The organism is Flavobacterium sp., assembly GCF_036515215.1.
In the GTDB taxonomy this organism is placed as follows: Bacteria; Bacteroidota; Bacteroidia; order Flavobacteriales; family Flavobacteriaceae; genus Flavobacterium.
The window spans coordinates 18,618-42,730 of record NZ_DATBVQ010000109.1 but is presented as its reverse complement, the minus strand read 5'-3'; the positions used below and the strand labels follow the sequence as shown (position 1 = coordinate 42,730).

Genomic DNA, 24,113 nt, shown 5'->3' with positions numbered 1-24,113 from the left:
ATAATAACAACGACGCCTTCAGGAGGTTCTGGATCATATACAATTAAATATGAGCTAATAAGACCTAATCTAGCCGATGGTTCTAGTGCTTCTACTTTAATCTGTGATGTAAATGGAGGTAGTGAGACCTTTGTGGGAGATCATAAAACAAATTCAACTTTAAATAAATTTAATGTTTGTAATACATCTGGAATTCCATCTGTTACATCAAATGAAATTGCCCTTGGAGAATCCTATGTATTAACAGTTAAATTAATGGCCGATGCCGTCATTATTGCTACAATAACTGACAGTTTTGGTTGCATTGTCCCAACTACTACTAAGATATCTGCAGAAGATATACGTTGTTTTGCCGGAAAAAGTGGTATTGCAAAAGTGAAAATGTGTCATCAAACTGGTAGCCCTAAAAATCCATGTACCGAAATTTGTGTAGATGAATCTGCTGTACAGATACATTTAAATCATGGAGATTTTGTAGGAACTTGTGGAACAGAATGTGGAGGAATGACACACTTAAGACCCGTTGTCAAAGGTAAGGAAGAAATCATAGATGTCTCTGAATTCAAAGTGATTGCGTATCCTAACCCATCGAATCATCGGTTTACGCTTGCCGTACAGGGAGGCAGCGATGAGCAAGTGGAGGTAGTGGTATATGACATGCTTGCCAGAATGGTGAAAAGGATCGCAAAACCAAATGCGAAAGAAATCCAATTTGGGGAAGAATTGCCTTCCGGTGAATACCTTTTGTTGGTAAGACAAGGTGAGAATCAAAAAGCGATCAACGTGATTAAAAAATAAGTTTCATGTTTTATAATTAGTTTAAAAACCAACCCAAGACCACTTGGGTTGGTTTTTATATTTAAATCTGTCGCATTGTGCAAACAAATTTTAAAATTTAGTTAAAAAAATGATGGACTGAAAAACTTACATTTTAAAAAGGTAAATTTGAGAAAACTAAAAAAAAAACTTATGAAAAGAAATGCCACCGCAGTATGGAACGGTTCCCTAAAAGAAGGGGGCGGAAAACTAACCACCCAAAGTAAACTGATAGAAAATGCGCAATACTCATTCAAATCTCGTTTTGAGCAAGGTATAGGAACCAATCCGGAGGAACTGGTTGCGGCAGCGCATGCAGGATGTTTTACGATGCAGCTTTCGGCCTATATTGGAGAAGAGGGTTTTGAAATCGATAGCATTGAAACCAAATGCGAAATTGATTTGGTGGATGGCACCATCATAACTTCCCATTTGACTGTTACCGCCAAAGTAAAAGGCATTTCGGACGATGTTTTTCAACAACAGGTTACGAAAGCAGAGAAAAACTGCCCGGTTTCTAAAGTGTTGAATGCCGCCATTTCGACTGCCGCAACTTTAGTGTAAAAAAACACTGATATAAAAAAAAGCTCGATTTTTATGATGAAAATCGAGCCTTTTTTATTTTATATATTTTAATCAAATAAATCGGAGGACAAATATCGGTCTCCTCGATCGCATATTATCGCAACTATGACTCCAGATTCCAGTTCTTGGGCAATTTTCAAGGCTGTAGCCACTGATCCGCCGCTGCTCATTCCCGCAAAAACGCCTTCTTCGAGCGCCAGGCGTTTGGTCATTTCGCGCGCTTCCAGTTCACTAACCTCAATTATGCGGTCCACCTTGGAAGCGTTGAAAATTTTCGGCAAATATTCCTGAGGCCATTTCCTGATTCCCGGAATTTGGGAGCCTTCACTGGGCTGTGCCCCGATGATTTGAACGGCCGGGTTTTTCTCTTTCAGATAAGTGGAAGTGCCCATGATGGTTCCCGTGGTTCCCATCGCCGAAACGAAATGGGTTACGGTTCCACGGGTGTCGTTCCAAATTTCTGGACCGGTTGTTTTGTAATGGGCTTTCCAGTTGTCGTCATTGGCAAATTGGTTCAGCATCACATATCCGCCGTCGGCCACTTTTCTGTCGGCGTAGTCTCTGGATCCCAGGATTCCATCCTTTGCGGATGTTAAAATAACCGTTGCGCCATAGGCACGCATGGTCTGGGTGCGTTCCCTGGTTGAGTCTTCCGGAAGTACTAATTCGATATCGATATTTAACAACTGGGCGATCATAGCCAAGGCAATTCCCGTGTTCCCGCTGGTGGCCTCGATCAGTTTGTCCCCTTTTTTAATGTCCCCTCTCTCTAAAGCAGATACGATCATGTTGTAGGCTGCACGATCTTTGACGCTGCCTCCCGGATTGTTCCCTTCGAGCTTCAGTAAAAGTTTCACCTTTTTGTTTTTGACCAAATTGACAGTTTCCACTAAAGGCGTATTCCCAATCAGGTCTAATAGTTTTTGTGGCTCCATATTATCTTAGCTCTTTTATTTTTACTTCTGTGGTGGTCGTGTTCGTAACCAGTGATCTTGCCGGAATGGACTTGGTAATCCAAGTATTTCCTCCAATAATGCTATTTTTGCCTATGATAGTTTCGCCCCCAAGAATCGTTGCATTGGCATAAATGCATACGTTTTTTTCCACTGTGGGGTGCCTTTTGCTGTTTTTCATGCCTTTGCTTACGCTCAATGCCCCCAAAGTTACCCCTTGATAAATTTTAACGTTTTTTTCGATCACGGTGGTCTCCCCAATTACGATTCCGGTGGCATGGTCAATAAAAATTGGCGAATCGATCGTGGCGCCTGCATGGATGTCCGTACCGGTGATTCGATGGGCATATTCACTCATTAATCTGGAAAACAACAGCAGGTCCAGAAGGTATAATTCGTGGCTCAAGCGATAGATGGCAATGGCGTAAAATCCGGGATAGGCAAGATATACTTCCTCGATGCTATTTGAGGCGGGGTCATTTTCCAAAAAGTAATTGGCATCCCGGTTTAATTTTTCGAGTACCGATGGTAATTTTTCAAGGAAACTATCCCAAATGGAATCGCATATTCCCTTCGGCTTTTTGCACGCGATTACCGATATTTCTTTGAAAAGAAACTTCAGTTCATCAATACTTTCGCCTAAAGGGGCGTTCGAATCAAACAGAGTATAGAAGAGTTTTTCGGTAAAAACTTCCGTTTTTGTCTTGATACCGTAATTAATGGTCGCATGGCTTTTTAAGGAGGCAATATTTTTAATAATCAGATCTTTTGTCATGATTATGGATTTGAATTGTTAATAGAAAAAGGACTAGTAAAAGTGTTTTTAGCAAGGGCAACAACAATTCCTTGAAGAAATTGAAAAGTTAATTTTGAAAAAGAGTTTCTTGTTGCTCATCACTATATTTTTTTAGTTCAAATATAAAATGAAACAAATATATTGAACTATTTTGAATAATATCGCAAGAACTGATAGAGTCTACTAATGGCGGTATAAATTTCAATTTATGCTAATCGTGGATGTGTTATTATTTTAACATAAATAATTTTAAATGCGTAAATTAGCGTTGTAAAATCTGTTTAAATGAAACCTATTCCAACATTTACAAGCGATCTTTCAAAGAGGGAATTTCCATTGACTGATAAGGTTTCTGGAAAAATGATTCGCAAGCCAATACTGGCTTTGATGAAAATTGATTTTCCGGATTTTAGCGCCGATCAATTTTTGTCCATTTCCGAACTGAACTTGTATAGGGAAAAATACATTTCCAATTATTTGTCCAATGAAATAGGTGAGTTGTCTAAAATAGAAGACGCGGTTTCAGAAGAATTGAAAGAGTCTGAGTCTACGGTAAGCAAAGTGGAAGAAACGCGAGAATCCAGAACTTTTGGACAGCTTGTGGCCGATAAAGTGGCTGATTTTGGCGGAAGCTGGAAATTTATAATTTTGTTTGGCGTGTTTATCGTATTGTGGATTTTGGCTAATATTTATATTCTGTACAATAAAGGTTTCGATCCCTATCCGTTTATTTTGCTGAATTTGATTTTGTCCTGTCTCGCGGCTCTCCAAGCTCCCGTCATTATGATGAGTCAAAATCGTCAAGAGGAAAAAGATCGGGAAAGGGCCAGGAAGGACTATATGATTAATTTAAAGTCAGAACTCGAAATCCGAATGCTCCATGAAAAACTGGATCATTTGATCCGGCATCAGCAGGAGGAGCTAATAGAAGTACAAAAATTACAAATAGAAATGATGAATGATATTATTAGCAGAATAAATAAGTGAATCCTCTTTTTTGGATAAGGAAGGGATCAAAAGTGTTTGTAAATATAGCCGGCTATCATAAAAGCGACGTTTATTAGCGCGATTGCCAAAATCAGTTTTTGGGAAAAGAAGCGTCTGTATATAAAATGAAAACCAATAAAACCCAAAAATAATAAAGTTGTAAATAGGGCTGGATACATCCGGAAAGAGGCGGCAAATTCCCCGTTCAAAAGAAGGATCAATGACCTCTGAAAACCGCAGCCCAAACATTCCACTCCAAAAAGTGTTTTGCTTACGCAAGGAAACATATATTTTTCTAAATCCAATGGTTTTGTTTTTTACAATTTACAAAATAATGGCAAAGCTTTTTAATAAAAAAACAAAGCTATTTTAAATTTGTTACTTTTGGAATCTGATATGTAAAGAAATGAAAAAAATTTTAATTCCAATTATGATTGTTGCGATACTGGTTGCTTTTTTTGAGCAAGTTAGTGAAGACAAAAATGTGTATATAACGGTGATTGCAATAGCCGTATTTATGTTTGGAATGATGCGGCTAAGCGCCAAAACGCCGAGTAAAAATCAAGAAAAAGACGATAAAGATGTTCAATAAAGGAGATAAGGTTACCGTGCTGGATGAGGCTATAAATGGAGTGGTGCTATCAACCAAAGATGACGAGGTAACGGTAGAAACAGAAGACGGTTTTGTGATGACATTTTTTGTCAAAGAGCTTCTTAAAGTAAACGATTCCAGCAACTTAATGGATTCTATTAGAAGGATTAATGTAGATGAAATTAAAAAAGAAAAAGAGATGCCAAAACAGCGAAGTTTCGTAAAAGAACGCAAAGACAAACACGAAATTTCGGCCCCTGAATTCGATTTGCACATCGAAAAACTGGTGCCAAACAAACGCGGCATGTCCAATTATGATATACTGACTTTGCAATCTGAAACGGCCAAGCGGCATATCGAATTTGCCATCCGCAACCGAATCCCGAAAATTGTTTTCATACACGGAGTTGGCGAAGGCGTGCTAAAGTCAGAGCTTGATTTTTTATTGGGACGCTATGACAATATCGCTTTCCAAGAAGGAAATTATCAAAAATATGGACAGGGTGCCACGGAAGTTTTCATCAAACAGAACAGCAAATAACAGCATTGGATTTTAAGTAAAAAGCTCCCATTTACGATTGTAAATGGGAGCTTTTTTTGCCTTGTTTCTTTGGGTAAATTTCGCTTTAATTGGTCGTCAACAAGTCCCCATAAATGTAATTGTCTCCCAGCATAAAATCGCTGTTCCCTCTCTTCAAAGTTACCTTTTTAAGTACGATGGTGTGCTTAAAACTTCCGGGCCCGTTAGTGGTTGTGGTTACCTCAATTATACCGCTTACGCCAATTATACCCGTTACGGCATTCCATTCCTGATTGATCACCGGAGTGGAAGGCGTTGCGGCATTGCAAAAATAATCGGCCGTAAGAAGCCCTGTAAACAGGCGATACGTTAAAATGTTTGTAGTTGTACCAATATATCCTATTCTTGGACTGTTTAATGGTGTTACCTCATTTGCAATCAATGTAGGCTCGATATCCAAAGTTAATGATTCGGCACTGGTATAGTTGTAAATTAAATTGGAGCCGCTGCATCGTTCTATTGTTTCGTCAAAAAGAAAGGGCAGGGCTGTGGCCGCCGTCACATAGTCACCGAAAGGGAAAGTTTCATATACCTGTGTACCACTACTTTTTGCAAAAGTGATGTTTTTGAAAACGATGTTATGATTGTAACCTGAAATTCGGGTACTATTGTCCGTTTCATTGACGGTTTTTACTGCAGTCGTGAATATTTGTATTTTTCCGGCAGTAGCATTCCATTGATCGGTTACGATAGGTGTTGCGGGAGGTATGGTTTCGCAAATGTTGTTTGCTGATACGTTTCCGTCATAAAAACGATAAACCACGCGATTACTTGAATTTACGTCCAGTATCATTGGTGTGCCTGTCGAAGAAGGTTCATTCATAAAAGAACTTTTCGGAATTTCAAGAAGTAAGGCTTCCTTCTCCTTTAGTTTATATATAACATCATTGGTACCGCAGCTTTGAGTATTGATATCCTCAAAATTGATGTCTTCCTGAATTAAATCTCCGTCATCACAACCGTTTAATGCTAACACAAAAACCATAAGGCTTAGAACTCTTTTCATCGTAAAATATATTTTCACAAAAATAGCGAAAAAAATGACAATTGTTATTGGAGAATACACAATTGATATTTCATAACTTTGCAGTAATGAAAAAAGTATATCTAGATAACGCGTCAACGACAGCCATTCGTGCCGAAGTCATTCAAGAGATGACAAAAGTAATGGCGCAAGATTATGGCAATCCTTCCTCAACGCACAGTTTTGGGCGTAATGCCAAAAGTGTTTTGGAACTTTCCAGGAAATCAATCGCCAGACAACTCAATGTTCCGGCCCAGGAAATTATTTTCACTTCCTGCGGAACGGAAGCCAACAATTGGATCCTTCGCTCGGCTGTTGTGGATTTGAAGGTAAAAAGAATCATCACCAGTAAAATAGAGCATCATGCCGTTTTATACACGGTTCAGGCACTGCAAAGAGAATTTGATGTCCAGGTGGATTATGTCGCTGTCAAGGCGAACGGTGAAATCGACATCACGGATTTGGTGGAGTTGTTATCACAGGGCAATAAAACTTTAGTGAGTCTGATGCATGTGAACAATGAAACGGGAAATGTTTTGGATTTGAAGCGGATAGGGGTGATTTGTGAAGAAAATAGTGCCTTGTTTCACTCTGATACGGTACAATCGGTTGGAAAAACAGAACTCGACCTGCAAGCGTTTCCCATTGACTTTCTAGTAGCCAGCGCCCACAAATTTCACGGACCTAAGGGTGTCGGGTTTGCTTTTATAAGAAAAAATTCAGGTTTGCAGCCTCTTTTTTACGGTGGCGAGCAGGAAAAAGGATTGCGTCCAGGCACCGAAGCGGTCCACCAAATTGCCGGAATGGCAAAAGCACTGGAGCTCTCGTATGCCAATTTAGAAACGGAAAGGACTCATATTTCTGAATTGAAAAAATATTTGATATCCCAACTTGAGATTGAATTCCCTGAATTTTCGATAAACGGTAGCCCCGATGGCTTTTACAATATGCTGAATGTGTTGTTGCCATTCTCTGAAGATAAGACAGCGATGATTTTATTTCATCTTGATATGAAAGGGATTGCGGTTTCCCGAGGGAGCGCCTGCCAGAGCGGAAGCATAAAGGCATCACATGTGTTGGCGGAAATGCTCTCCGATGCCGATTTGAAAAAACCAAGTCTGCGCATCTCGTTCAGCCATCATAACAGCAAAGAAGACGTGGATTTACTTGTAGATGCATTGAAGGGCATCTGAAAACAAAAACCGCTTTAAAGCGGTTTTTCTGTTTTCAGGCCGTAAAGCAACGATTTTAGTCCAGAATGCTTTCCTCTTTTGCTTTTCGTCTTTTCAGTATAATTGATTCCCTCGTTTTGGCAGTGATCATAAGGCCTAGCATCATGATGAAGGCACTTAATAAGATAACTTGAATAATTACGGATTTATTGATCAATAATATCTGGTTCTTTGGTGCAATCGAAAGAAAAAGCAAGATCGTTATAAGTCCCCTTGGCGCCACGAACAGCAATGGGAAAAGGGGTATTTTGGAGATTTTAAGTTGAATTATCCGCAATACAAAAATGCCCAGCACTATACCAACCGACCACACCAATGTGTCTACATTGATGATTTCAGAGGTCTTTATCAAATATCCAAATAGAAGAAAGAATAGCGCTCTAACTAGAAAAGTGGCTTCAACTATAAGTTCTTTAAACTTGGATACTTCCTTATTTAATAATAGCAAATCGAGGCGAAAATTTTGGATCCATTTTAAATTCTTCAGTTCATCCAAATTACCGATCGATAATCCAAACACCAAGATGAAAATCAGCGCGGGCAAATGGAATATTTTTGAGACTTCATAAATCAGAATTATAAGTAAGATGATCGGCACAAATTTGATATGATGGTCAATTTTCTTCAGAAGAAAAGAAAGCAAAATGGTGGCGACAAATGAAATCGCGACAATAATTAAAATCTCTAAACAGAAATATCCGAAAGTGTCTATACCAAAACTGTTATTATAGACGATAAAGTTAAAGAATATTACACCAAAAATATCTGACAAGCTACTTTCGTAGATAATAAATTCTTTTTGACTTGAAGATAGGTTTCTTACACTTGGGATGGCAATGGCGCTGCTTATTACACAAAAAGGAATGGCATTCATCAGGCTGTCTTTGTAGGAATAACCGCCGTAATAATGCAATAAATAAGCTAGAGAAAAGGCCAAGACTATCAATGGGAGAAATGCGCCCAAAGAGGATTTTTTTATGAGACCAATTTTAGACTTGTTAAGTTCAAGTTCCAACGAGCCTTCCAATACGATAAGAATAAGTCCAATTGTGCCTAGTATCGGTAATGTGGATGAAAGGTCGGGAATGTCTATACTAAATAAGAACGTAGCTTCCCTAACGACCCAACCTAATAGCAGTAGTAATATCACCGACGGTATTTTAGTCCTCGCTGCCGTAAGGTCAAATAAATAAGCAACCAGCAACAAGAGACAAAGTGCAATTATTATTGTCATAGAAAATTTTATTTTTTTTTTTATGTTTTATTGGATGACCGGCAACAGTGATGGAAGCAGCCATGCGGAAATATAGTACATTTGATTGTCAAAACATAAAAATTAGTTTAAATATCAAAAATTAGTTTCCATTTGTTAATTTCATCTTTCTAACTATAATTGCACTGTTTGTTTTATTATTGGATTACCGATTTGATAATTAATCTAAATATTTCTCCATTATCAAACGGGCTTTAAAATAACACAATGCAGATTCAGCACCCTGATTGATGTTAATGCACTTGTCCTCCAGTCCGTCGTAAGACGCTCCATTTTCAGGATTATACATAATTTGCTGAAGATGGTTATTGCCCAAAAACCAAATAAAAGCCAGTTTCAGCTGATCTTTGTATTTTCTGTTTCGGGTTACCTCATTAAACAAATCTAAGGCGATAATTGTTGTGGCCACCTCAATGGGTTGTTCCCCATAAAACGTCCTTTCATTCTCTTTTTTAAACCAGCTTCTGTTTGAAACCACTTTTAATTGGCCTTTCATAAAATAATGGGACAATAAAAAATCAAAGGTGGTTAAGGCGATTTTTTTATATTTCATTTTGCCGGTAACCAGATAGCTATACATCATGGCCTCGGGCAACACATTATTGGCATAGGTCATGTAATCTTCATACCAGCACCAATTTACTTCCGAGTTGATGTGATAATGGCGCAGTAATTCATCGGCCAGTTTTTCAATATGCTTCTCAATCGCTTCTTCTTTATAGGTTGAATAATAATTATATAAGCCTTTTATGGCATAGGCCATAGCCCGCGGAGAGCTGATGTCATCAAGTCTCACAATTGCCCTATCCCAGCATTTTTTTGCCCTAAGCACAATTTCAATTGGCAGTGTGTCCTTATGGGCCACTACAGTTCCCAAACTCCACAATGCCCTTCCATTGGCATCCTCCAAATTGACCTCGCCATTCTGCTTTGTCAATTGATTTTCGGAGTCCTTGTAGTTATCAAACCAACCGCTTTCCCTTTGGATATCCTCAATATATTTCAGATAAATGTTTGCCATTATCAAGGTGTCATCATCCGGGAAAAGTTTATGGTACATGACCATATCAATCAGCGCCCTTGCATTGTCGTCAAGCGTATATCCGGATTCCGGATCTGGTTCTGAAAATTTTGAAAACTGGAGTATGCCAAGGTCTGTTGTCAGTTTTTTGATGTGATCCATTTTTATCGGCGGCAAATTGAACCTCAAATCTTCTTCTCTATTTGTTAAAGCACCGAACATTGATCCATATTTAATGGCAATATTTTCCCATGTTGGACCATGTGATAGCGAAAAGGCATTTTTTCCCATCGCAATTCGCTCCTCTTTATCTTCAATAAGCCGCAGGATTGCTTGTCGGAATTCTTCAGGCTTGTCAAATGCGGTCAATAGAATTCCGGCATTGCGTTCAAGAGCTTCAATGGCATGGGGTATTGGTGTGGAAATAACGGCGCAGCCGCAACTCATGGCATACGCAAAAGTACCGCTCACCGCTTGATTAGGATCCTTGGAGGAAAACAGGTAAATATCCGATAATGTTAAGTATTCCAGCAGTTCTTTCAATTCGAGATATTCATTGATGAACACAACATTGTTTTCCAATTTTAATTCATCTACAAGGCCAATGAGCAAATTGCGATATTTTTCCCCTTCATGTAGGATGATTTCGGGATGGGTTTTGCCGATTATGAAATAAACAATCTTGGGATGCTTCGTAACGATTTCTGTCAGGGCGAGCAGTGTCGTTTCAATATTCTTATTTTCGCTGATGAGCCCAAAAGTGGACAGTACAATTTTGTCCGTATAACCATACTTGATTTTTAACTTTTCTTTTTGCTCCCATAGGACGCTGTGGTTACCATGGGGGATTATTAGGGTTTTAGTCATGGAACAACCGTAATCGCTAATCAAAATATCTTGCGATTTTTTGGTAAGCACTATTATTCTGTCGGACAAATCGGTTATCGCATGAACTATTTTTTTTCTCTTTTGGTCCGGTTTGGGTAATACGGTATGAAAAATAGTGGCGATTGGTTTGTTTAAAGCCAATATAAAGGCCAGGACATAATCGCCATATTCACCACCAAAAAGGCCAAATTCATGCTGGATGCAAACCAGACCGATGTCTTTTCGTTCGTTTATTTTTTCGGCTATAATTTGGTACTCCTCCAATTTGGAAGAATTTAAAGTATAGGTGACCTCCTGACCGTAATTGCATTGGTTTTTTTCGTTTTGCAAAGCGCATATTTCGATGGGTAATGTGTCGCCAAATACAGTTTTTATCGCATTAACTATGTCACTTGAAAAAGTCGCTAATCCACATTCTCGCGGGGGATAGGAGCTTACAACCAGCATTTTTATTCCTTTTTCAAATTTCATTTCAGTGATTTTTTAAGGTTGTTTTCTTAATTCAAGAAGCAATTCGTTAATGTCCATTTTTGCTACTGCAATATGCGTGTCAGCGGCACCATAGTATATATAGAGGTCGTTTCCAAATTGTGCATAACCTGTGGGAAAAACGATGTTGTTTACCACGCCTTCTTTTTCCCATTGTTTAGTGGGGGAAAAAAGTGGATAGGGCAATCTGGAAATTTCCATTTCAGGTTTATCCAAATGCAATAAGGCGGCTTTTGCGTGGTAAATTTTTCCCGTCGTTGTTTCATGAACGCCATGATAAATTAATAGCCATCCATCGGGCGTTTCGATCGGCGGTACTCCGGCGCCGATATAATTCATTTCGTATGGATCTTTCGGATCCAAGATAATGTGGTCGGTTAAATTCTGTAGATAATCCTTCCAAAAGTCAAGAGTCAATTGTTTCCAGTCGTCAAATTTCACAATTTGGATTCCTGGCCAGATTCTGTGCAGCAGGACAAATTGGCCATTTATTTTTCTGGGGAATAACACCACATCTTTATCCCTTAACAATCGAGTCTCGTCTCCTAATACTCCTATTTGGGCAAATAGATTGTAATATTGATGGTATTTGGGGTTTAATTTAGTTTCATCACTACATTTAACGTGACTTTCATATTCCTCATAGTTAACTTGGGGTGTAATGATTCCGTGTTTTTCAAAAAGGATTAAATCTTTAGACGTGGCAAGCGCCCCCATGGCATTTATACCGTCAAAAGCAGTATAGGTTATGTAAAAGGAATCCTCGATCTTTACAATTCGCGGATCTTCAACTCCCTGTTTCTCATAATCAAAATCTCTCATAATCAACGGTTTTTCCATTCGCTCCACAATTCTCGTAGGGCCATCCGTTCTGGCGTAGCCCACGGTGGAGAAATTTCCGGTCTGGACTGCCCGGTACAGTATGTGGAGCGCGTTTCCATCCTGATAAACTGCAGGATTTAAAACTCCGTTATTTTCAAATTCGAAATTGGTGGGACTCAGTAAAATACCAAGTTTTTCTATAGTAACCATAATTTGATATTTTGCTTTTTGATCTGTCTTCTTTCTGTGCCCTATTTCTTCTGCTCGCGTGATTTTTCCCTTTCCAATTTTCGGAAATATCCTCGAAACAGGAAATTGTGTTTTAAGGCTTCTAAATTCTCATTCAGCCGTATGCTCGCTTGATTCACATTTATCATCGTAGAATCAATTTTTTGCACCAATCCGGGGTCGTTGGAAAGGTAATTCAGCGCCCCTTTGCCGTCTTTTATGTTCAATATGGTTTTATTGACATTGGTAATAGCTTTATTTATCTCGACACTTGAGTCGTCCAGGTTGTTAACTATGGTTCTGATGTTATTGGCTACAGCCGTATCTCTTAGAATACCGATAACATTATCTTTATTGTTTAAAGCTGAAATAAGTCTATTCAGATTAGATATCGATTCGGAGGTTTTTTCACTCGAGGTTTTCAAATGGCGCATGGTTATTTTTAGGTCCCGTGCCATATCCATATCTTTGACTAATAGGCCCACCGTCCCTTCGCCTTTGTCGATGTCATCTGTGATTCTAAGCAAATTTTCGGTAAGTTTCGCCGCATTTTTGTTTGTTTTTCCAAGTGTATTTAAAATGTCATCGGTACGGATGCGATTCAAGGAGGTGATTTTATCTCCTGGTTCTACAGGAGGTGCAGTTCCTTTTCCCGGTATGATGTTTATGATCATGTTTCCCACAAGTCCGTCGGAACTTATGGTGGCAATGGCGTCTTTGTTGATGTGTTTAAATATGTTTTTGTCGATAATCATATCCACTTGAATACTGGTGTCACCAATCATTTCGATATTTCTTACCGTTCCAACATTTACACCGGAATAACGTACATTGTTGCCTAATTGCAAACCATTTACATTATTGAAGACGGCTTTAAGATGATTTGTTTTTCCAAACATTTTTTGTTTATCGCCAATGAAATATGTGGCTAAAACAAAAATTAATAGTCCAATTATAACAAAGAGACCGAGACTTATTTTTTGCGATGTCGTTTTTTCCATGATTGCAATTATTTAAAGAAAGCTTGAACCTTAGGATCTGTCGAGGTCGATAGTTCAGCAAAAGTGCCTTCCGCATAGTTGATGCCGTCGACGAGCAAAATCATTCTATTCGAAATTACTCTGGCACAATCGACATCATGCGTAATAATAAGAGATGAGGTGTTGTATTTTTGTTGGATTGATTTCATCAGGATCAATATTTCCTTTGCCGTTATTGGATCCAGTCCCGTTGTTGGTTCATCATAAAGAATAACTTTTGGTTGTAGGATTAAGGTTCTGGCTAGGGCAATCCTGCGTTTCATTCCGCCTGAAAGTTCTGCAGGCATCAAGTTTATGGCATGTACTAAACCTACGCTCTCCAAAGCTTCCATTACGAGTGCTGTCGTGTCTTTCAAGACTCCGAATTTCTTGGTATGGCGTCGCAACGGAAATTCCAAGTTTTCCCGAACCGTCATTGAATCATAAAGTGCGCTTCCTTGAAAAAGGAAGCCAATTTCTGTTCGGAGCTCGTCTAACGAAGATCGATTGAGCTCGGAAATATTTTTACCCATGACCATAATGCTGCCGCTGTCGGGTCTTTCCAGTCCAACGAGGCATTTAATCATAACTGATTTTCCGGAGCCCGATTTGCCCATGATCACCAAATTTTCCCCTTCGTACAGCACCATGTTAAAACCATTAAGCACGTGATTGTCACCATAACTTTTTCTCAAGTCCTTGATTTCTATAATGGGTTTGCTATTTGGTACGGTTGCAGTCATAATCAGTTATAAATCATAAAAAATATCGGTCACGAAAACGGCTATAAAGTCAATAATGAATAGGAGCATAGAGGTAAACACGACCGCCGAGTTAGCGGCAAGGCCAACACCCGCCGTGCCTTTTTTGCAATAATAGCCCTTGAAACAGCCCACTAAGCCAATGGCAAACCCAAAAAAGAACGTCTTGATTGTAGCTGGAATCAAATCACCAAACTCCAAGGCATTAAAAACCTGGTTGAAGTACAATAAAAAAGACACATGACCTTTTACGTTTTCTACGAGATAAGAGCCGAAAAGGGATATCGCGTCGCCAAAAAAAACCAATATGGGAAGCATGAATGTCGTTGCCATGATTCGGGTAACAACCAGATATTTGAATGGATTGGTCCCGGATACTTCCATAGCGTCAATTTGTTCCGTAACTCGCATAGAACCTAACTCGGCGCCAATTCCGGAGCCAATCCGGCCAGCACAAATAAGTGCCGTAATAATGGGGCCAATCTCCCTTATAATTGAAATGCTCACCATCGATGGCATCCAAGAAACCGCTCCAAATTCCTGCAGGGTGGGGCGCGATTGCAGCGTAAAAACCAATCCGATGATAAATCCTGTAACCGCAACAAGGAGCAGGGAACGATTCCCCATATTGTAGCATTGACGGAGAAACTCCTTAAACTCCATCGGACGCCTAAATGACTCTCTAAAAAAACGCCCGGCGAAAAAGGAAAGCTCACCGATTTCAAGTAAAAAAGATTTGATAATTCCGATTATTTTAAAAACAGCATTCATAGGCATCATGAATTAATTTCAACAATGAAGCGCTACTCAAATATACGTACTATTATGCTGATTATCAGATATTTCAGTTGTTGTTAGTCTGCTTTTTTGATGGTTTTGTCGATAAAAGGGAGATAAGGAAGGGACGGCAAAACATTTGATACATAAATTCTTATAAAAGATGCCATCGGGAAAATGTAAAGCGTTTTTTATTAACGAAAAAACTGAGGGGATCAAAAGATAGCAGGTCGGATAGGATGGCCCAGAAGCCAAATTGAAACTCTATTTTTTTAGTCAATCAGCAAATCGCTGATATCAATCCGGTTGCTTTCGTGGGGAATGGTATTGCAGGTAATGATTTTCGCGGCGCCTGCATCCTTAATTTCCTGGAAAGCATTTGATGCAAAAACGGCATGAACGCCGATACAAATCGGAGGATTCATCCCCGCGGTTTTCAGATGGGCAATAGTCTCAATCATGGTTCTGCCCGTGGAAATAATGTCATCGACCAAAACGGGAATGTGGTCTTTGTAGCGGTCAAAATGAGGAATGGAAACTTCCACTGCGCGATCGCCATGACGTATTTTTGTTAAAATTATATAGGGAGCATTGGCATTATTTGCTACTTCGGATACCCATTGTTCGCTTTCGGCATCCGGGCCAATTAATAGGGGGTTAGCAATATTGTATTTTATCCATGCCGATATATGATTTGCCGCATGTGCGACTTTTGTAGGTATGCTGTAAATTTCGGATAGCGATTTTCTCCGGTGCAAGTGGGGATCAATCGTGATTAAAGAATCTGCGAAGCCCGATATTAGCATCGCAAAATACGTAGAAGTGAGGCTTTCCCCTGGATTAAAAACGGTGTCTTGACGCATATAAGAAAGGTAAGGAGCAATTAGGCAAATGCTCTTCGCACCCAATTCTTTCGCTGTTTTGGCCAAAAAATAGACGGCCAGCAATTTACTGTCGGGTTGATGAAGTGTGCAAACCAGAATCGCTTTTTTATTCTTTACACTTGACAGTATCCTAAGGTAGGTTTCCCCATCGGGAAACTTTCGCATTTCAAGCATGCCTTTTTCAGCGCTTTCCTTTTGTGCAAGTGCGTCGGTAAGCTCTTCATTTCCGGGCATTGCAAAAAAAATTTTTTTCATGATATTGACTCTAATAAAATAATATCCGTTTCCGTTTTCATATACTCTATTGCATAATTCAATTCCCCTTCCGTTTCGGCATAGATGCAAAAAAGTACATCTTCTTTTTTTACTATCGTATTTAGAGGTGTCAGAAGCAATACCCCAGCTTTAGGATCATGCGGAGCCCCTGCAAGCTTAGCTATTTTAGCAAGTTTTCTGTTGTCAATTTCAGTTACGATTCCTGATTTTTCCGCATGAATGTCAATCTTATAAGGTGCAAATTCAGGTTCTTTGAATCCGCCCTGGGCTTTACAGATGCCCATGAATTTTTCGTACGCTTTGCCTGAGGAAAGGATTTTTTCGGCCGTATCCAATCCGTTTTCCTGTGGATGGTTATTTACCAAATCAATAATGCTACCCGCTATATATAAGGCTTTCTTTCTCAAATCTTGCGGTGCATTTTTCTCATTTCGCAATACGCTCAGCACATCCATCGCTTCCAATGAGGGGCCAATTCCCCTGCCTATGGGTTGCGAACCGTCTGTGAAAAGTACTTTTACTTCTATTCCAATCGCTTTCCCGACTACATGAAAATAATATCTCAATTTTTCTGCGTCTTCTTCCGTTCTCACCTTGGCGGTTTTTCCAATCGGAATATCAATAACAACATGGGTAGAACCTGCTGCAGCTTTTTTGGACAGTACAGATGCAATCATCTGCCCTTCGCCATCTACGTCAAGGGCTCGTTCCACGCGGATTAAAATGTCATCTGCCGGACTCAATTTAATCGATCCGCCCCATACAAAGCAACCGTTTTCCTTTTCAACCACTTTTCGGATTTGCTTGATAGAAAGGTTGACTCCGGTCATTGTTTCCAGAGTGTCTGCCGTTCCTGCGGGGGAAGTAATGGCGCGGGATGAGGTTTTAGGAATGGTGAGACCGAACTGGGCTATGATAGCGACGACGATTGGCGTTGTGCGATTACCGGGAAGCCCGCCCACAGAATGTTTATCTACCACAATTGTATTATTCCAGCTGAGTTTCTGTCCGGAGTTTACCATGGCCTGTGTAAGCCCGATGATTTCATGTATGTTGAGATTGTCTCCCGCGCAAGCGGTGATGAAAGCGGCAATTTCAATATTGGAATACTGCCCCTTCACAATATCATCAATAATGTTTTGAAGGGCCTCGTAATTTAATTCTTTTCCATACATTTTCGCACGAATGCTTCGCATAGAAATGACAGGCTGGACATGCGAAAAGCTGACTAGATCACCATCTTTTGCATTTAAATCTTGCCAAGCACTTTCAGATAATCCGGCTTTCCCTGCTTTCAGAATGCCATCGGTAATAATATACAAAGTAGCTATTAAAGATTTACCTTTTACCGTTATCAATACCCTGTTAAGCGCCTCAAAACCTTCAGATTTGCATATGTGGCAGTCCTTGCGCATGAATACAACATGTTCTTTTTGGGTATCGATGCCAAGGTGAACCAGTTTTAAGGTGTTGAATTTGGTTTCCGTTCCGGTCATTTTGAATGAGTTTTAAAATTTAAATAAAAAAGGGCAGTTTTGAATGACAAAAAGTGCTCCTCAATAAGCGGATAGCGAATTCGATAAATAGATTAAAAGTCAGTCGCAACAAAGGCCTTTAATTAGGTATAGGGCTAGTAAAAATAAAGGCAGACTAATGTGATTGTTTCTCAATTCTCATACAAGCGGAGTCGGTTTCTAACTGCTGTCAATTCCTTTTTTAGGGTGTCTATTTTTTGCAGCAAATTGAAAACAACATCTATGCCTTCAAGATTGACTTCCAATTCTTGGTGCATTCGAATCATTTTCTCAATTTCATAAATCGAATCCTGATGAACATATTGCATTTGCTCCACCGTTTGGATCTCAATCAAACCAATTTCATTTAAATTGGCGAAAAAGGAGAGGTCAACGTTATAATGGGAACATAAGGTTTCTAGAGGGATGAAGTTTTCTGTGCTCATAAGGTCCTTAACTTAGAAAGTTCGATGAATAGTTCCTTCTCTTTTTCAGAAAGGTCCGTTGGAATTTGTATCTGATAAGTGATGTACAGGTCACCAAATTGGCCTTCGTTTTTATAGACAGGAAATCCTTTTCCTTTCAGTTTTACTTTTGTATCATTTTGGGTTCCCGGGGCCACTTTTAGTTTTACTTTTCCATCAAAGGTATCGACGGTAATTTCGCCCCCTAGTATGGCAGTATAGAAATCCAAAGGAACGGTCGCGTACAGGTTATTTTTGTCCCGTTTGAAATTAGTGTGGTTTTCTATGGTGAATGTGATGTACAAATCTCCCTTTGGGCCACCGCCGGATCCTTCCGCACCATGTCCGGTTATTTTTATTACTTGCCCATTTTCTACACCAGCGGGAATGGTAAGGCGAATGTTTTTTCCGTTAATGGTTAAAGTACGTTTGTGGGTGGTATAAACGTCCTTTAGGTCGAGGTGCAATTCAGCATTAAAGTCCTGCCCCTTAAACTGGCTGCTGCGGCGGCCGCCACCTCGGGCAGAGCGGCCTCCAAACATAGATTCAAAGAAGTCGGAGTAATCGCCACCGCCTCCAAAGCCTGCAAATCCCCCTTGTTGACCGCTTCCTTGATATTGCTGTTGTTGCCTTTTTGATTTCTCAAACTCTTCCGCATGCTGCCAATTCTCGCCGTACTCATCATACTTTTTACGGTTTTCGGCATTGCTCAATACCTCATTGGCTTCGTTTATTTCCTTAAATTTTCTTTCGGACTCCTTATTGTTCGGGTTCAAATCAGGATGGTATTTACGGGCCATTTTACGGTATGCCTTTTTTATTTCGGCTTCCGTAGCTTTTTTGTCTACCCCAAGAACTTTGTAATAGTCTATAAATGCCATTTAGCTATTTTTTATAAGTTTGTTATTGTATGAAATTAGGCCTTTTGTTGGCTATTGCTTTTCACGCTTATGTTGTCCCATTTTATTTTTCCTCAGATTATCTGATGAAAAAAAGAGGCAAGTTTTTTGTAAATGTTGCTTACAATCATATTAATCGATTGCTGTCTTTAATTTGTCCGGCGGACGGTTTGTATCATTGTCCTCTGGTTGTTTTGCAATGAATTCTGCGAGGAAGAAATTTTTCTATCATAGTCTGGTGGGTATTATGAGCACGGGTTTTTTGGAATGTCGTATTACCTTTTCTGCAACACTACCCATAATCAAATGGGATATTCCGATTCTACCGTGGGTACCCAAAACGATTACATCAGCGTCCCATTCTTGTGCAACATTAAAAATCACTTCGTGTGGCTTTCCTTCTTCCAGAAAAGTCCAAACTTCATGGCCCTTAAATACGGTGTCAATGAGCATTTGCTGAAGCTTTTTGTAATCATTTTTAATGATTTCCGAAAATTCCTGCGGTGTAACGGCACCTTGTGTTTCAAGCATTGTTGAATCAATGACGCTCAGAAGCGCTATCTCGGCCTTTAATTGGAGTGCAAGCTGCAAACCGTGCAATGCTATTTTTTCGGCAGCGGGATCGTTATCAATCGCGATCAATATTTTTTTTATTTTATCCATGCCGTCTAGATTGTTTTATAATTGCTGGAACATGATGTTTTTAGAGGTTGGGGGCTAGCCCATTTTGTACAAATACACTATCAAATTTAATCATTTTTTGACGGATTAAATATAATAAAGTGTTTTATTTCAGAGTTTTACGTCACGAATAAAAAGCCGATCGCTTGGTTTTTTATGGGGGGGCGGCACATGTAATTATTTCCGATGCAAAATGAATCACTTAATCGAGAAGTCGGTAGATCGTGATTACAAGAATGACGATCATAATCGCGGAATAGATCGATTTATTGTGCCTAGCAAGCCAATTGGGAAGGTAAATGTCAAAATTATCTTTTGTAGAATCGGAATATTTGCGAGCTATAATGGTTAGTGGGCAATAGAATTTAAATAGTAATAGGACGATACCTTCCAAAATGATCAATGCATATCCAATCCAAAGCCAGTTATCCAGTTTATCTGCAATAACCGCATACAACATATAAAAAATAACAAAATTGAAAAACAGCCAGATCAAAGTATGTATGATCTTAATAAGCGTCAGTTTATTTTTCATTTTTGGGATATTTTTTGTGCATTGTCGATTTTGACAAATAAAATCAAATCAGCGCCTTGGTATTCGAAGTATTTGAAAATAAAAACGCCTAGAGGGGAGATATTAATGCCTAATTTCATTAGAGGAAAAATTGTGTTTTTAGATCCACAATTGTTCGGTTCTGTTGATTTTTGAGTCCCGTTTCTTTTTCAGGTCAATAAGATAGGACTTGTATGCTATGAATTCTTCATCTTTTGGGTTAATCTGAACCACAAAATTTATTTTCCCCAATAAATGTTCCAGGAAATTGGCTTGATTGATTTCTTTGTACTCGCGATGCTCGTCAATGCCAAATTTCTTGATGTAGTACATTGCTTGTCGCAGTTCGTTACGTTTATGGAATACGACTTGGGGTTTTTCGTTGACAACGATGCCGGTAACGGTCTGTCTTCTGTCTGGCGTCATTAATTTGGTTTTGCTTGTATTGATTTTCAGCTCAAGTTTTTGGACTATTTCGGTAGCCTTATCAAGCATTTCGCTTTCATCAAAATCCCCAGAAAAACTGAGGTCATCCGCATACCGGGTATATCTTATTTTTCGTTGAATGCAATATTCCGAAATTGAAGTGTCTGCATCTTCAAAAATCAGGTTCGAAAGATGGGGACTGCTGGGCGCTCCTTGCGGCAAAGAGCCATCTCGAGTGCATAATTTGGCCAGCAAATCGGACAGGGCTTTGGTGTAGCCCAGATCGACAAATATTTTTTCGACACTTTCAAAGCTAATGGACGGGAAAAAATTTTCCAGATCCAAGGTAAATACTTTTGGTTGGTTTTTATGAAATTTCAGGTTTTCGATGAGGCTCACTTTCGGTCTATAGGCCTTGGCGAAAGGGCTAACACGACGTTTATATAGGATGTTTTTTAGGATCCATTGCTGAATTTCTTTCAAACTGGGCAGAGGCTCGGAGATTTGTCTTTTTTTACCGTTTTTTTTGAGGATTTCAAAATCCCGATAAAAATATTTGGTGTGCAGGGCCGCTTTTTTGAGGTATTCCTTTTTGTATCCTACCAGTCCCGACAGGTGCGAGGAATTATAGATTACTGGCACATCATTAGAAAACAGTATTTCGGCGTAATCCAAGCAGTGTTCTATATCCTGAGGACTATACCCCATTTTTATGGCTTCCTTTGTAAAGGCATCTTCGTAGTGTTCAAAATCCATAAGGTTACAATCGTTAATGGAGTGAGGACTTTTCTGTCTCTCACTCCAGTTAAGAATACGGGTTTAAAAGGTTCGGAGCTCTGCGGAGGGCCTTTTAAACCCAGTGCTTGAAAAAGCATTCAATTACAGAACAGTGACTCACTGCTCCAATGTTAGCTTAGCTAACAGTATCGGCAAAAATGAATTAGAAAGGCAATTCTTTCTGAAGAGGTATGTAAATTGTTTTCTTGTCCAATTTTGGGATTTTACTCTTCAAATCCTTTGAAATCCAATCTTCTTTTTTTCGTTTTCTCATTTTGGAAATGTCCATCCTTAAATTATTTAAACAAAAGGTCCGTATAAAGATTTTAAATTCGCAATTCATTAACTGACAGCGATTTATTGCTGATAATCTAAATTAAAGTTACAAAAAATAATTTAGGAAATGGATATGAAATTAAAAATGTTTTTAACAAGTTTCATTGGCGAACGATGTACTACCGGGGGGTGTAATCTGTTCTTTAATAAATTTTTTTGAATCGTTTGTGGGGAAAATAGGTCACGACGTTCAGTATAACTCTTGCGGTCCAATAGGATAGCCAATTTAGGAAACCCGAAGAAACGGTGTTTCTTTTTTTAAGGGATTCCGGAGTTATCCTTTGGCATTGCGCTATGACGTCTTTGAGATGCGTGGAGTACGCACCTGAAAATGCGGGAGATTTAATTTCCACATTCATTTCCAGACTCCCGTAGGTGCTTAAATTATTCAGATTGAAGGAGCCAATGGTGCACCAGTAATCATCAACCACGGCGGCTTTTCCATGAAGTACGTTTTTATTCCACTCATACAATTCAATATTATTCTCAAGAAGGGTCGAGTATATATGGTAGGTAGCCCTTCTGGAAAGTGGGATGTCTGAAACTCCAGATAGGATCAATTTTATTTTAACCTTATTTCGCGCCGCTTTTTTAAGGGCATTATTCATTCTTCTGCCCGGAAGAAAGTAGCTCCCCACAATGATTATTTCTTTTTGTGCGCTATTGAAGGAATTAATGTAGGCATCGTAAATTTCGTTTTTCCTTTTCAACCAATCATTTTGAATTATACCGACAATCGTTTCTTCTTGAGTATTAAAAACGGACTCTAATTTTTTTTTGAACAGGTATCTTTTCTTGAAAAAGAGATCTCTGCAGAGCAACTGAAGTGCTTTTGCAATTTTTAAATCATTTACCTGCACGGAATAATCTAGCCAGGGTTTTTTTGACGCGGTCCCATGATATTTATTCGCAATGTTTATCCCTCCAATTAAAATAACACGTGCATCGGCGACCACCACCTTATGGTGCAATCTTCGGCCAATATAAAAAGAGTTTGCGGAAAAGAAGGGCGAAAAAAGGCGGAAATTGATTCCAAGGTTTTTAAGATCGACGATCACTTCTTTTGAAAAGGAATAGGAGCCAAAACCATCCAGCAAAATATATATTTTTACCCGACGTGAAGCTGCTTTTTTTAATTCTTCTAAAATTTTATTGCCTGTTGAATCATTTCTGAAAATATAAAATTGCAAGTGGATTTCATATTTAGCGTCTTGAATAATATGTTCCAATCTTGAAAAATAGTCAGCTCCGCTGTGTACTAATTCCACGCTTTCGGAAGAAGCGCTAAAGTAATTATTAATTGGCATAGTCTTTTTTTGATTTGACCCCTTTTATCAATAGAAATTCCAAAAGATTTTCGGTATCCAATGTACCTACCAGTTCATTATTTTCCATGACCAGCATCAAATTGCTTTTGTTTTTGTAAATTAATTCAAACACGTCTTCCAAAAGTGTTTCCACGTCCAGATAAATCAGGCTTTTGTTCATGGCCGAATGAATTAAAAAATTTTCACCTTCTTCGGAAAGGGCCACTATAATTTGGTCTCGATTTAATGTCCCTACCGGCTCGTTGTTCTCCGTGATCAAAAAAATCTTCGATTGGGAGTCCAACAACAAATCAATTGCTGTTTTTATAGGCTCAGCAGCATCAATGGTAGTAAATTGTTTCATTAACACATCTCTTACTCTGTAGCCTTTCAGGGAATACTTGGAGTCGGCATATTTACTTTCCATCTGTGCGCCCATAATTACAAATACGCCAATGAAAATCAGAAAAGGGTTGTATAAAAAACCTAGTAGTATAAATCCCATTGCCAAAAACTGCCCTATTCGTGCCGCTATTTTTGTCGCCACATGTCTTTCAAATTTAAAAGACAATATTGCTCTTAGTATCCTTCCTCCATCCATGGGGAAAGCGGGAATCAAATTAAAAACGGCCAATAAAATATTCACGATGAAAAAATTAAGGAAAAAATTACTGGCATTTACACCAGCGGACAATTCTTGAGCCAATGCCTCGGAAGTTGACGGAAAGTCAATAAATAGTCCCGTTATGAAGGCCAGAACAATATTGACCAACGGACCAGCCAAAGTGACTATCAATTCCTCCTTTGGTTTCTCGGGAAGGCTCTCCAGTCGCGATACCCCGCCGATGGGCAGGAGGGTAATGTCTTTTGTTTTAATATTAAATGATTTTGCAGCGAAGGAATGGCCAAGTTCATGCAAAAACACGGTTACAAAAACACAGACAATAAACAATACAGACCAAGCTATTTGCATTGCATTGTAGCCTGTCCTATAATTGATGTAAATAATAAATGCTATGAGTAATGTAAATGTCCAATGCACAAATATGCCGATGCCCCCTATCGTTCCCAGTTTGAGTGATCCTTTCATTTTTTTAATTTTTTAATTCAATTAGTTTTAAAGGAATTGTAAAAAAATGCACAATTGATAAAA

25 protein-coding genes are annotated in these 24,113 nt (G+C 39.1%); 6 read left to right on the top strand and 19 right to left on the bottom strand.

Annotation, left to right across the window (positions count from 1 at the left end):
- Both VIH09_RS07590 and VIH09_RS07585 read left to right on the top strand, forming a co-directional pair.
- Window positions 1-798 (top strand): T9SS type A sorting domain-containing protein (locus VIH09_RS07590; RefSeq protein WP_331579506.1); only part of this gene is annotated, 798 nt, incomplete at its 5' end.
- A gap of 171 nt (window positions 799-969) precedes the next feature.
- A complete protein-coding gene (locus VIH09_RS07585; protein WP_331579504.1) occupies window positions 970-1,380 on the top strand; it encodes an OsmC family protein in 411 nt (136 codons plus the stop codon).
- A gap of 68 nt (window positions 1,381-1,448) precedes the next feature.
- Here the strand turns inward: VIH09_RS07585 and cysM are convergent, their stop codons facing one another.
- Both cysM and VIH09_RS07575 read right to left on the bottom strand, forming a co-directional pair.
- Window positions 1,449-2,336 (bottom strand): cysteine synthase CysM, encoded by an 888-nt coding sequence (gene cysM, locus VIH09_RS07580; protein WP_331579502.1) that lies wholly within the window; start codon window positions 2,334-2,336, stop codon window positions 1,449-1,451.
- A 1-nt stretch (window position 2,337) separates the two neighbouring features.
- On the bottom strand, window positions 2,338-3,129 hold the full coding sequence (locus VIH09_RS07575) for a serine O-acetyltransferase (protein WP_331579500.1): 792 nt from the start codon (window positions 3,127-3,129) through the stop codon (window positions 2,338-2,340).
- 306 nt (window positions 3,130-3,435) lie between these two features.
- Between VIH09_RS07575 and VIH09_RS07570 the strand changes: the two genes are divergently transcribed.
- Complete coding sequence (locus tag VIH09_RS07570) at window positions 3,436-4,137, top strand: DUF1003 domain-containing protein (RefSeq protein ID WP_331579498.1); 702 nt, start codon at window positions 3,436-3,438, stop codon at window positions 4,135-4,137.
- A 26-nt stretch (window positions 4,138-4,163) separates the two neighbouring features.
- On the opposite strand, the gene VIH09_RS07565 is transcribed toward VIH09_RS07570, so the two are convergent.
- Complete coding sequence (locus tag VIH09_RS07565) at window positions 4,164-4,442, bottom strand: DUF2752 domain-containing protein (RefSeq protein ID WP_331579496.1); 279 nt, start codon at window positions 4,440-4,442, stop codon at window positions 4,164-4,166.
- Window positions 4,443-4,543: 101 nt separating this feature from the next.
- Between VIH09_RS07565 and VIH09_RS07560 the strand changes: the two genes are divergently transcribed.
- Window positions 4,544-4,729: a hypothetical protein gene (locus tag VIH09_RS07560; RefSeq protein ID WP_331579494.1), complete on the top strand. Its 186-nt coding sequence runs from the start codon at window positions 4,544-4,546 to the stop codon at window positions 4,727-4,729.
- Window positions 4,719-5,270, top strand: coding sequence for a Smr/MutS family protein (locus VIH09_RS07555; RefSeq protein WP_331579492.1), 552 nt, complete (start codon window positions 4,719-4,721; stop codon window positions 5,268-5,270). Before VIH09_RS07560 ends, VIH09_RS07555 begins: the two co-directional genes overlap by 11 nt.
- An 85-nt stretch (window positions 5,271-5,355) precedes the next feature.
- On the opposite strand, the gene VIH09_RS07550 is transcribed toward VIH09_RS07555, so the two are convergent.
- On the bottom strand, window positions 5,356-6,315 hold the full coding sequence (locus VIH09_RS07550; RefSeq protein ID WP_331579490.1) for a hypothetical protein: 960 nt from the start codon (window positions 6,313-6,315) through the stop codon (window positions 5,356-5,358).
- A gap of 86 nt (window positions 6,316-6,401) precedes the next feature.
- On the opposite strand from VIH09_RS07550, the gene VIH09_RS07545 reads away from it, so the two are divergent.
- Window positions 6,402-7,526, top strand: coding sequence for a cysteine desulfurase family protein (locus VIH09_RS07545; RefSeq protein ID WP_331579488.1), 1,125 nt, complete (start codon window positions 6,402-6,404; stop codon window positions 7,524-7,526).
- 55 nt (window positions 7,527-7,581) lie between these two features.
- Here the strand turns inward: VIH09_RS07545 and VIH09_RS07540 are convergent, their stop codons facing one another.
- The 15 genes from VIH09_RS07540 to VIH09_RS07470 all read right to left on the bottom strand — a co-directional run bounded on the left by VIH09_RS07540 (window position 7,582) and on the right by VIH09_RS07470 (window position 24,050).
- Entirely contained in the window at window positions 7,582-8,799 is a 1,218-nt protein-coding gene (locus VIH09_RS07540; RefSeq protein ID WP_331579486.1) for a sodium:proton antiporter, read from the bottom strand.
- A gap of 199 nt (window positions 8,800-8,998) precedes the next feature.
- Window positions 8,999-11,218 (bottom strand): glycosyltransferase, encoded by a 2,220-nt coding sequence (locus VIH09_RS07535; protein ID WP_331579484.1) that lies wholly within the window; start codon window positions 11,216-11,218, stop codon window positions 8,999-9,001.
- Window positions 11,219-11,230: 12 nt separating this feature from the next.
- Window positions 11,231-12,268, bottom strand: a complete 1,038-nt coding sequence (locus VIH09_RS07530) for a pesticidal protein Cry7Aa (protein ID WP_331579482.1) — start codon at window positions 12,266-12,268, stop codon at window positions 11,231-11,233.
- A 41-nt stretch (window positions 12,269-12,309) separates the two neighbouring features.
- A complete protein-coding gene (locus tag VIH09_RS07525) occupies window positions 12,310-13,287 on the bottom strand; it encodes an MlaD family protein (protein WP_331579480.1) in 978 nt (325 codons plus the stop codon).
- Between the two features lie 8 nt (window positions 13,288-13,295).
- Window positions 13,296-14,048 carry an ABC transporter ATP-binding protein gene (locus tag VIH09_RS07520; protein WP_331579478.1) on the bottom strand — a complete coding sequence of 251 codons (753 nt, stop codon included), beginning with the start codon at window positions 14,046-14,048 and terminating at the stop codon, window positions 13,296-13,298.
- 6 nt (window positions 14,049-14,054) lie between these two features.
- Window positions 14,055-14,846 (bottom strand): MlaE family ABC transporter permease, encoded by a 792-nt coding sequence (locus tag VIH09_RS07515; RefSeq protein WP_414656145.1) that lies wholly within the window; start codon window positions 14,844-14,846, stop codon window positions 14,055-14,057.
- A gap of 269 nt (window positions 14,847-15,115) precedes the next feature.
- Window positions 15,116-15,982 (bottom strand): ribose-phosphate pyrophosphokinase, encoded by an 867-nt coding sequence (locus tag VIH09_RS07510; RefSeq protein ID WP_331579474.1) that lies wholly within the window; start codon window positions 15,980-15,982, stop codon window positions 15,116-15,118.
- Entirely contained in the window at window positions 15,979-17,499 is a 1,521-nt protein-coding gene (locus tag VIH09_RS07505; RefSeq protein ID WP_331579472.1) for a thymidine phosphorylase family protein, read from the bottom strand. Before VIH09_RS07505 ends, VIH09_RS07510 begins: the two co-directional genes overlap by 4 nt.
- Before the next feature lie 170 nt (window positions 17,500-17,669).
- Window positions 17,670-17,963, bottom strand: coding sequence for a chaperone modulator CbpM (locus VIH09_RS07500; RefSeq protein ID WP_331579470.1), 294 nt, complete (start codon window positions 17,961-17,963; stop codon window positions 17,670-17,672).
- Window positions 17,960-18,862, bottom strand: a complete 903-nt coding sequence (locus tag VIH09_RS07495; RefSeq protein ID WP_331579468.1) for a J domain-containing protein — start codon at window positions 18,860-18,862, stop codon at window positions 17,960-17,962. The genes VIH09_RS07500 and VIH09_RS07495 overlap by 4 nt, the downstream gene beginning before the upstream one ends.
- Window positions 18,863-19,108: 246 nt before the next feature.
- Window positions 19,109-19,543: a universal stress protein gene (locus VIH09_RS07490; protein WP_331579466.1), complete on the bottom strand. Its 435-nt coding sequence runs from the start codon at window positions 19,541-19,543 to the stop codon at window positions 19,109-19,111.
- Window positions 19,544-19,763: 220 nt separating this feature from the next.
- Complete coding sequence (locus tag VIH09_RS07485; RefSeq protein ID WP_331579464.1) at window positions 19,764-20,096, bottom strand: hypothetical protein; 333 nt, start codon at window positions 20,094-20,096, stop codon at window positions 19,764-19,766.
- A gap of 138 nt (window positions 20,097-20,234) precedes the next feature.
- Window positions 20,235-21,296 carry a reverse transcriptase family protein gene (locus VIH09_RS07480; protein ID WP_331579462.1) on the bottom strand — a complete coding sequence of 354 codons (1,062 nt, stop codon included), beginning with the start codon at window positions 21,294-21,296 and terminating at the stop codon, window positions 20,235-20,237.
- Window positions 21,297-21,796: 500 nt separating this feature from the next.
- Window positions 21,797-22,960, bottom strand: coding sequence for a phospholipase D-like domain-containing protein (locus tag VIH09_RS07475; protein ID WP_331579460.1), 1,164 nt, complete (start codon window positions 22,958-22,960; stop codon window positions 21,797-21,799).
- A complete protein-coding gene (locus VIH09_RS07470; RefSeq protein ID WP_331579458.1) occupies window positions 22,950-24,050 on the bottom strand; it encodes a site-2 protease family protein in 1,101 nt (366 codons plus the stop codon). The genes VIH09_RS07475 and VIH09_RS07470 overlap by 11 nt, the downstream gene beginning before the upstream one ends.
- Window positions 24,051-24,113 lie beyond the last annotated feature (63 nt).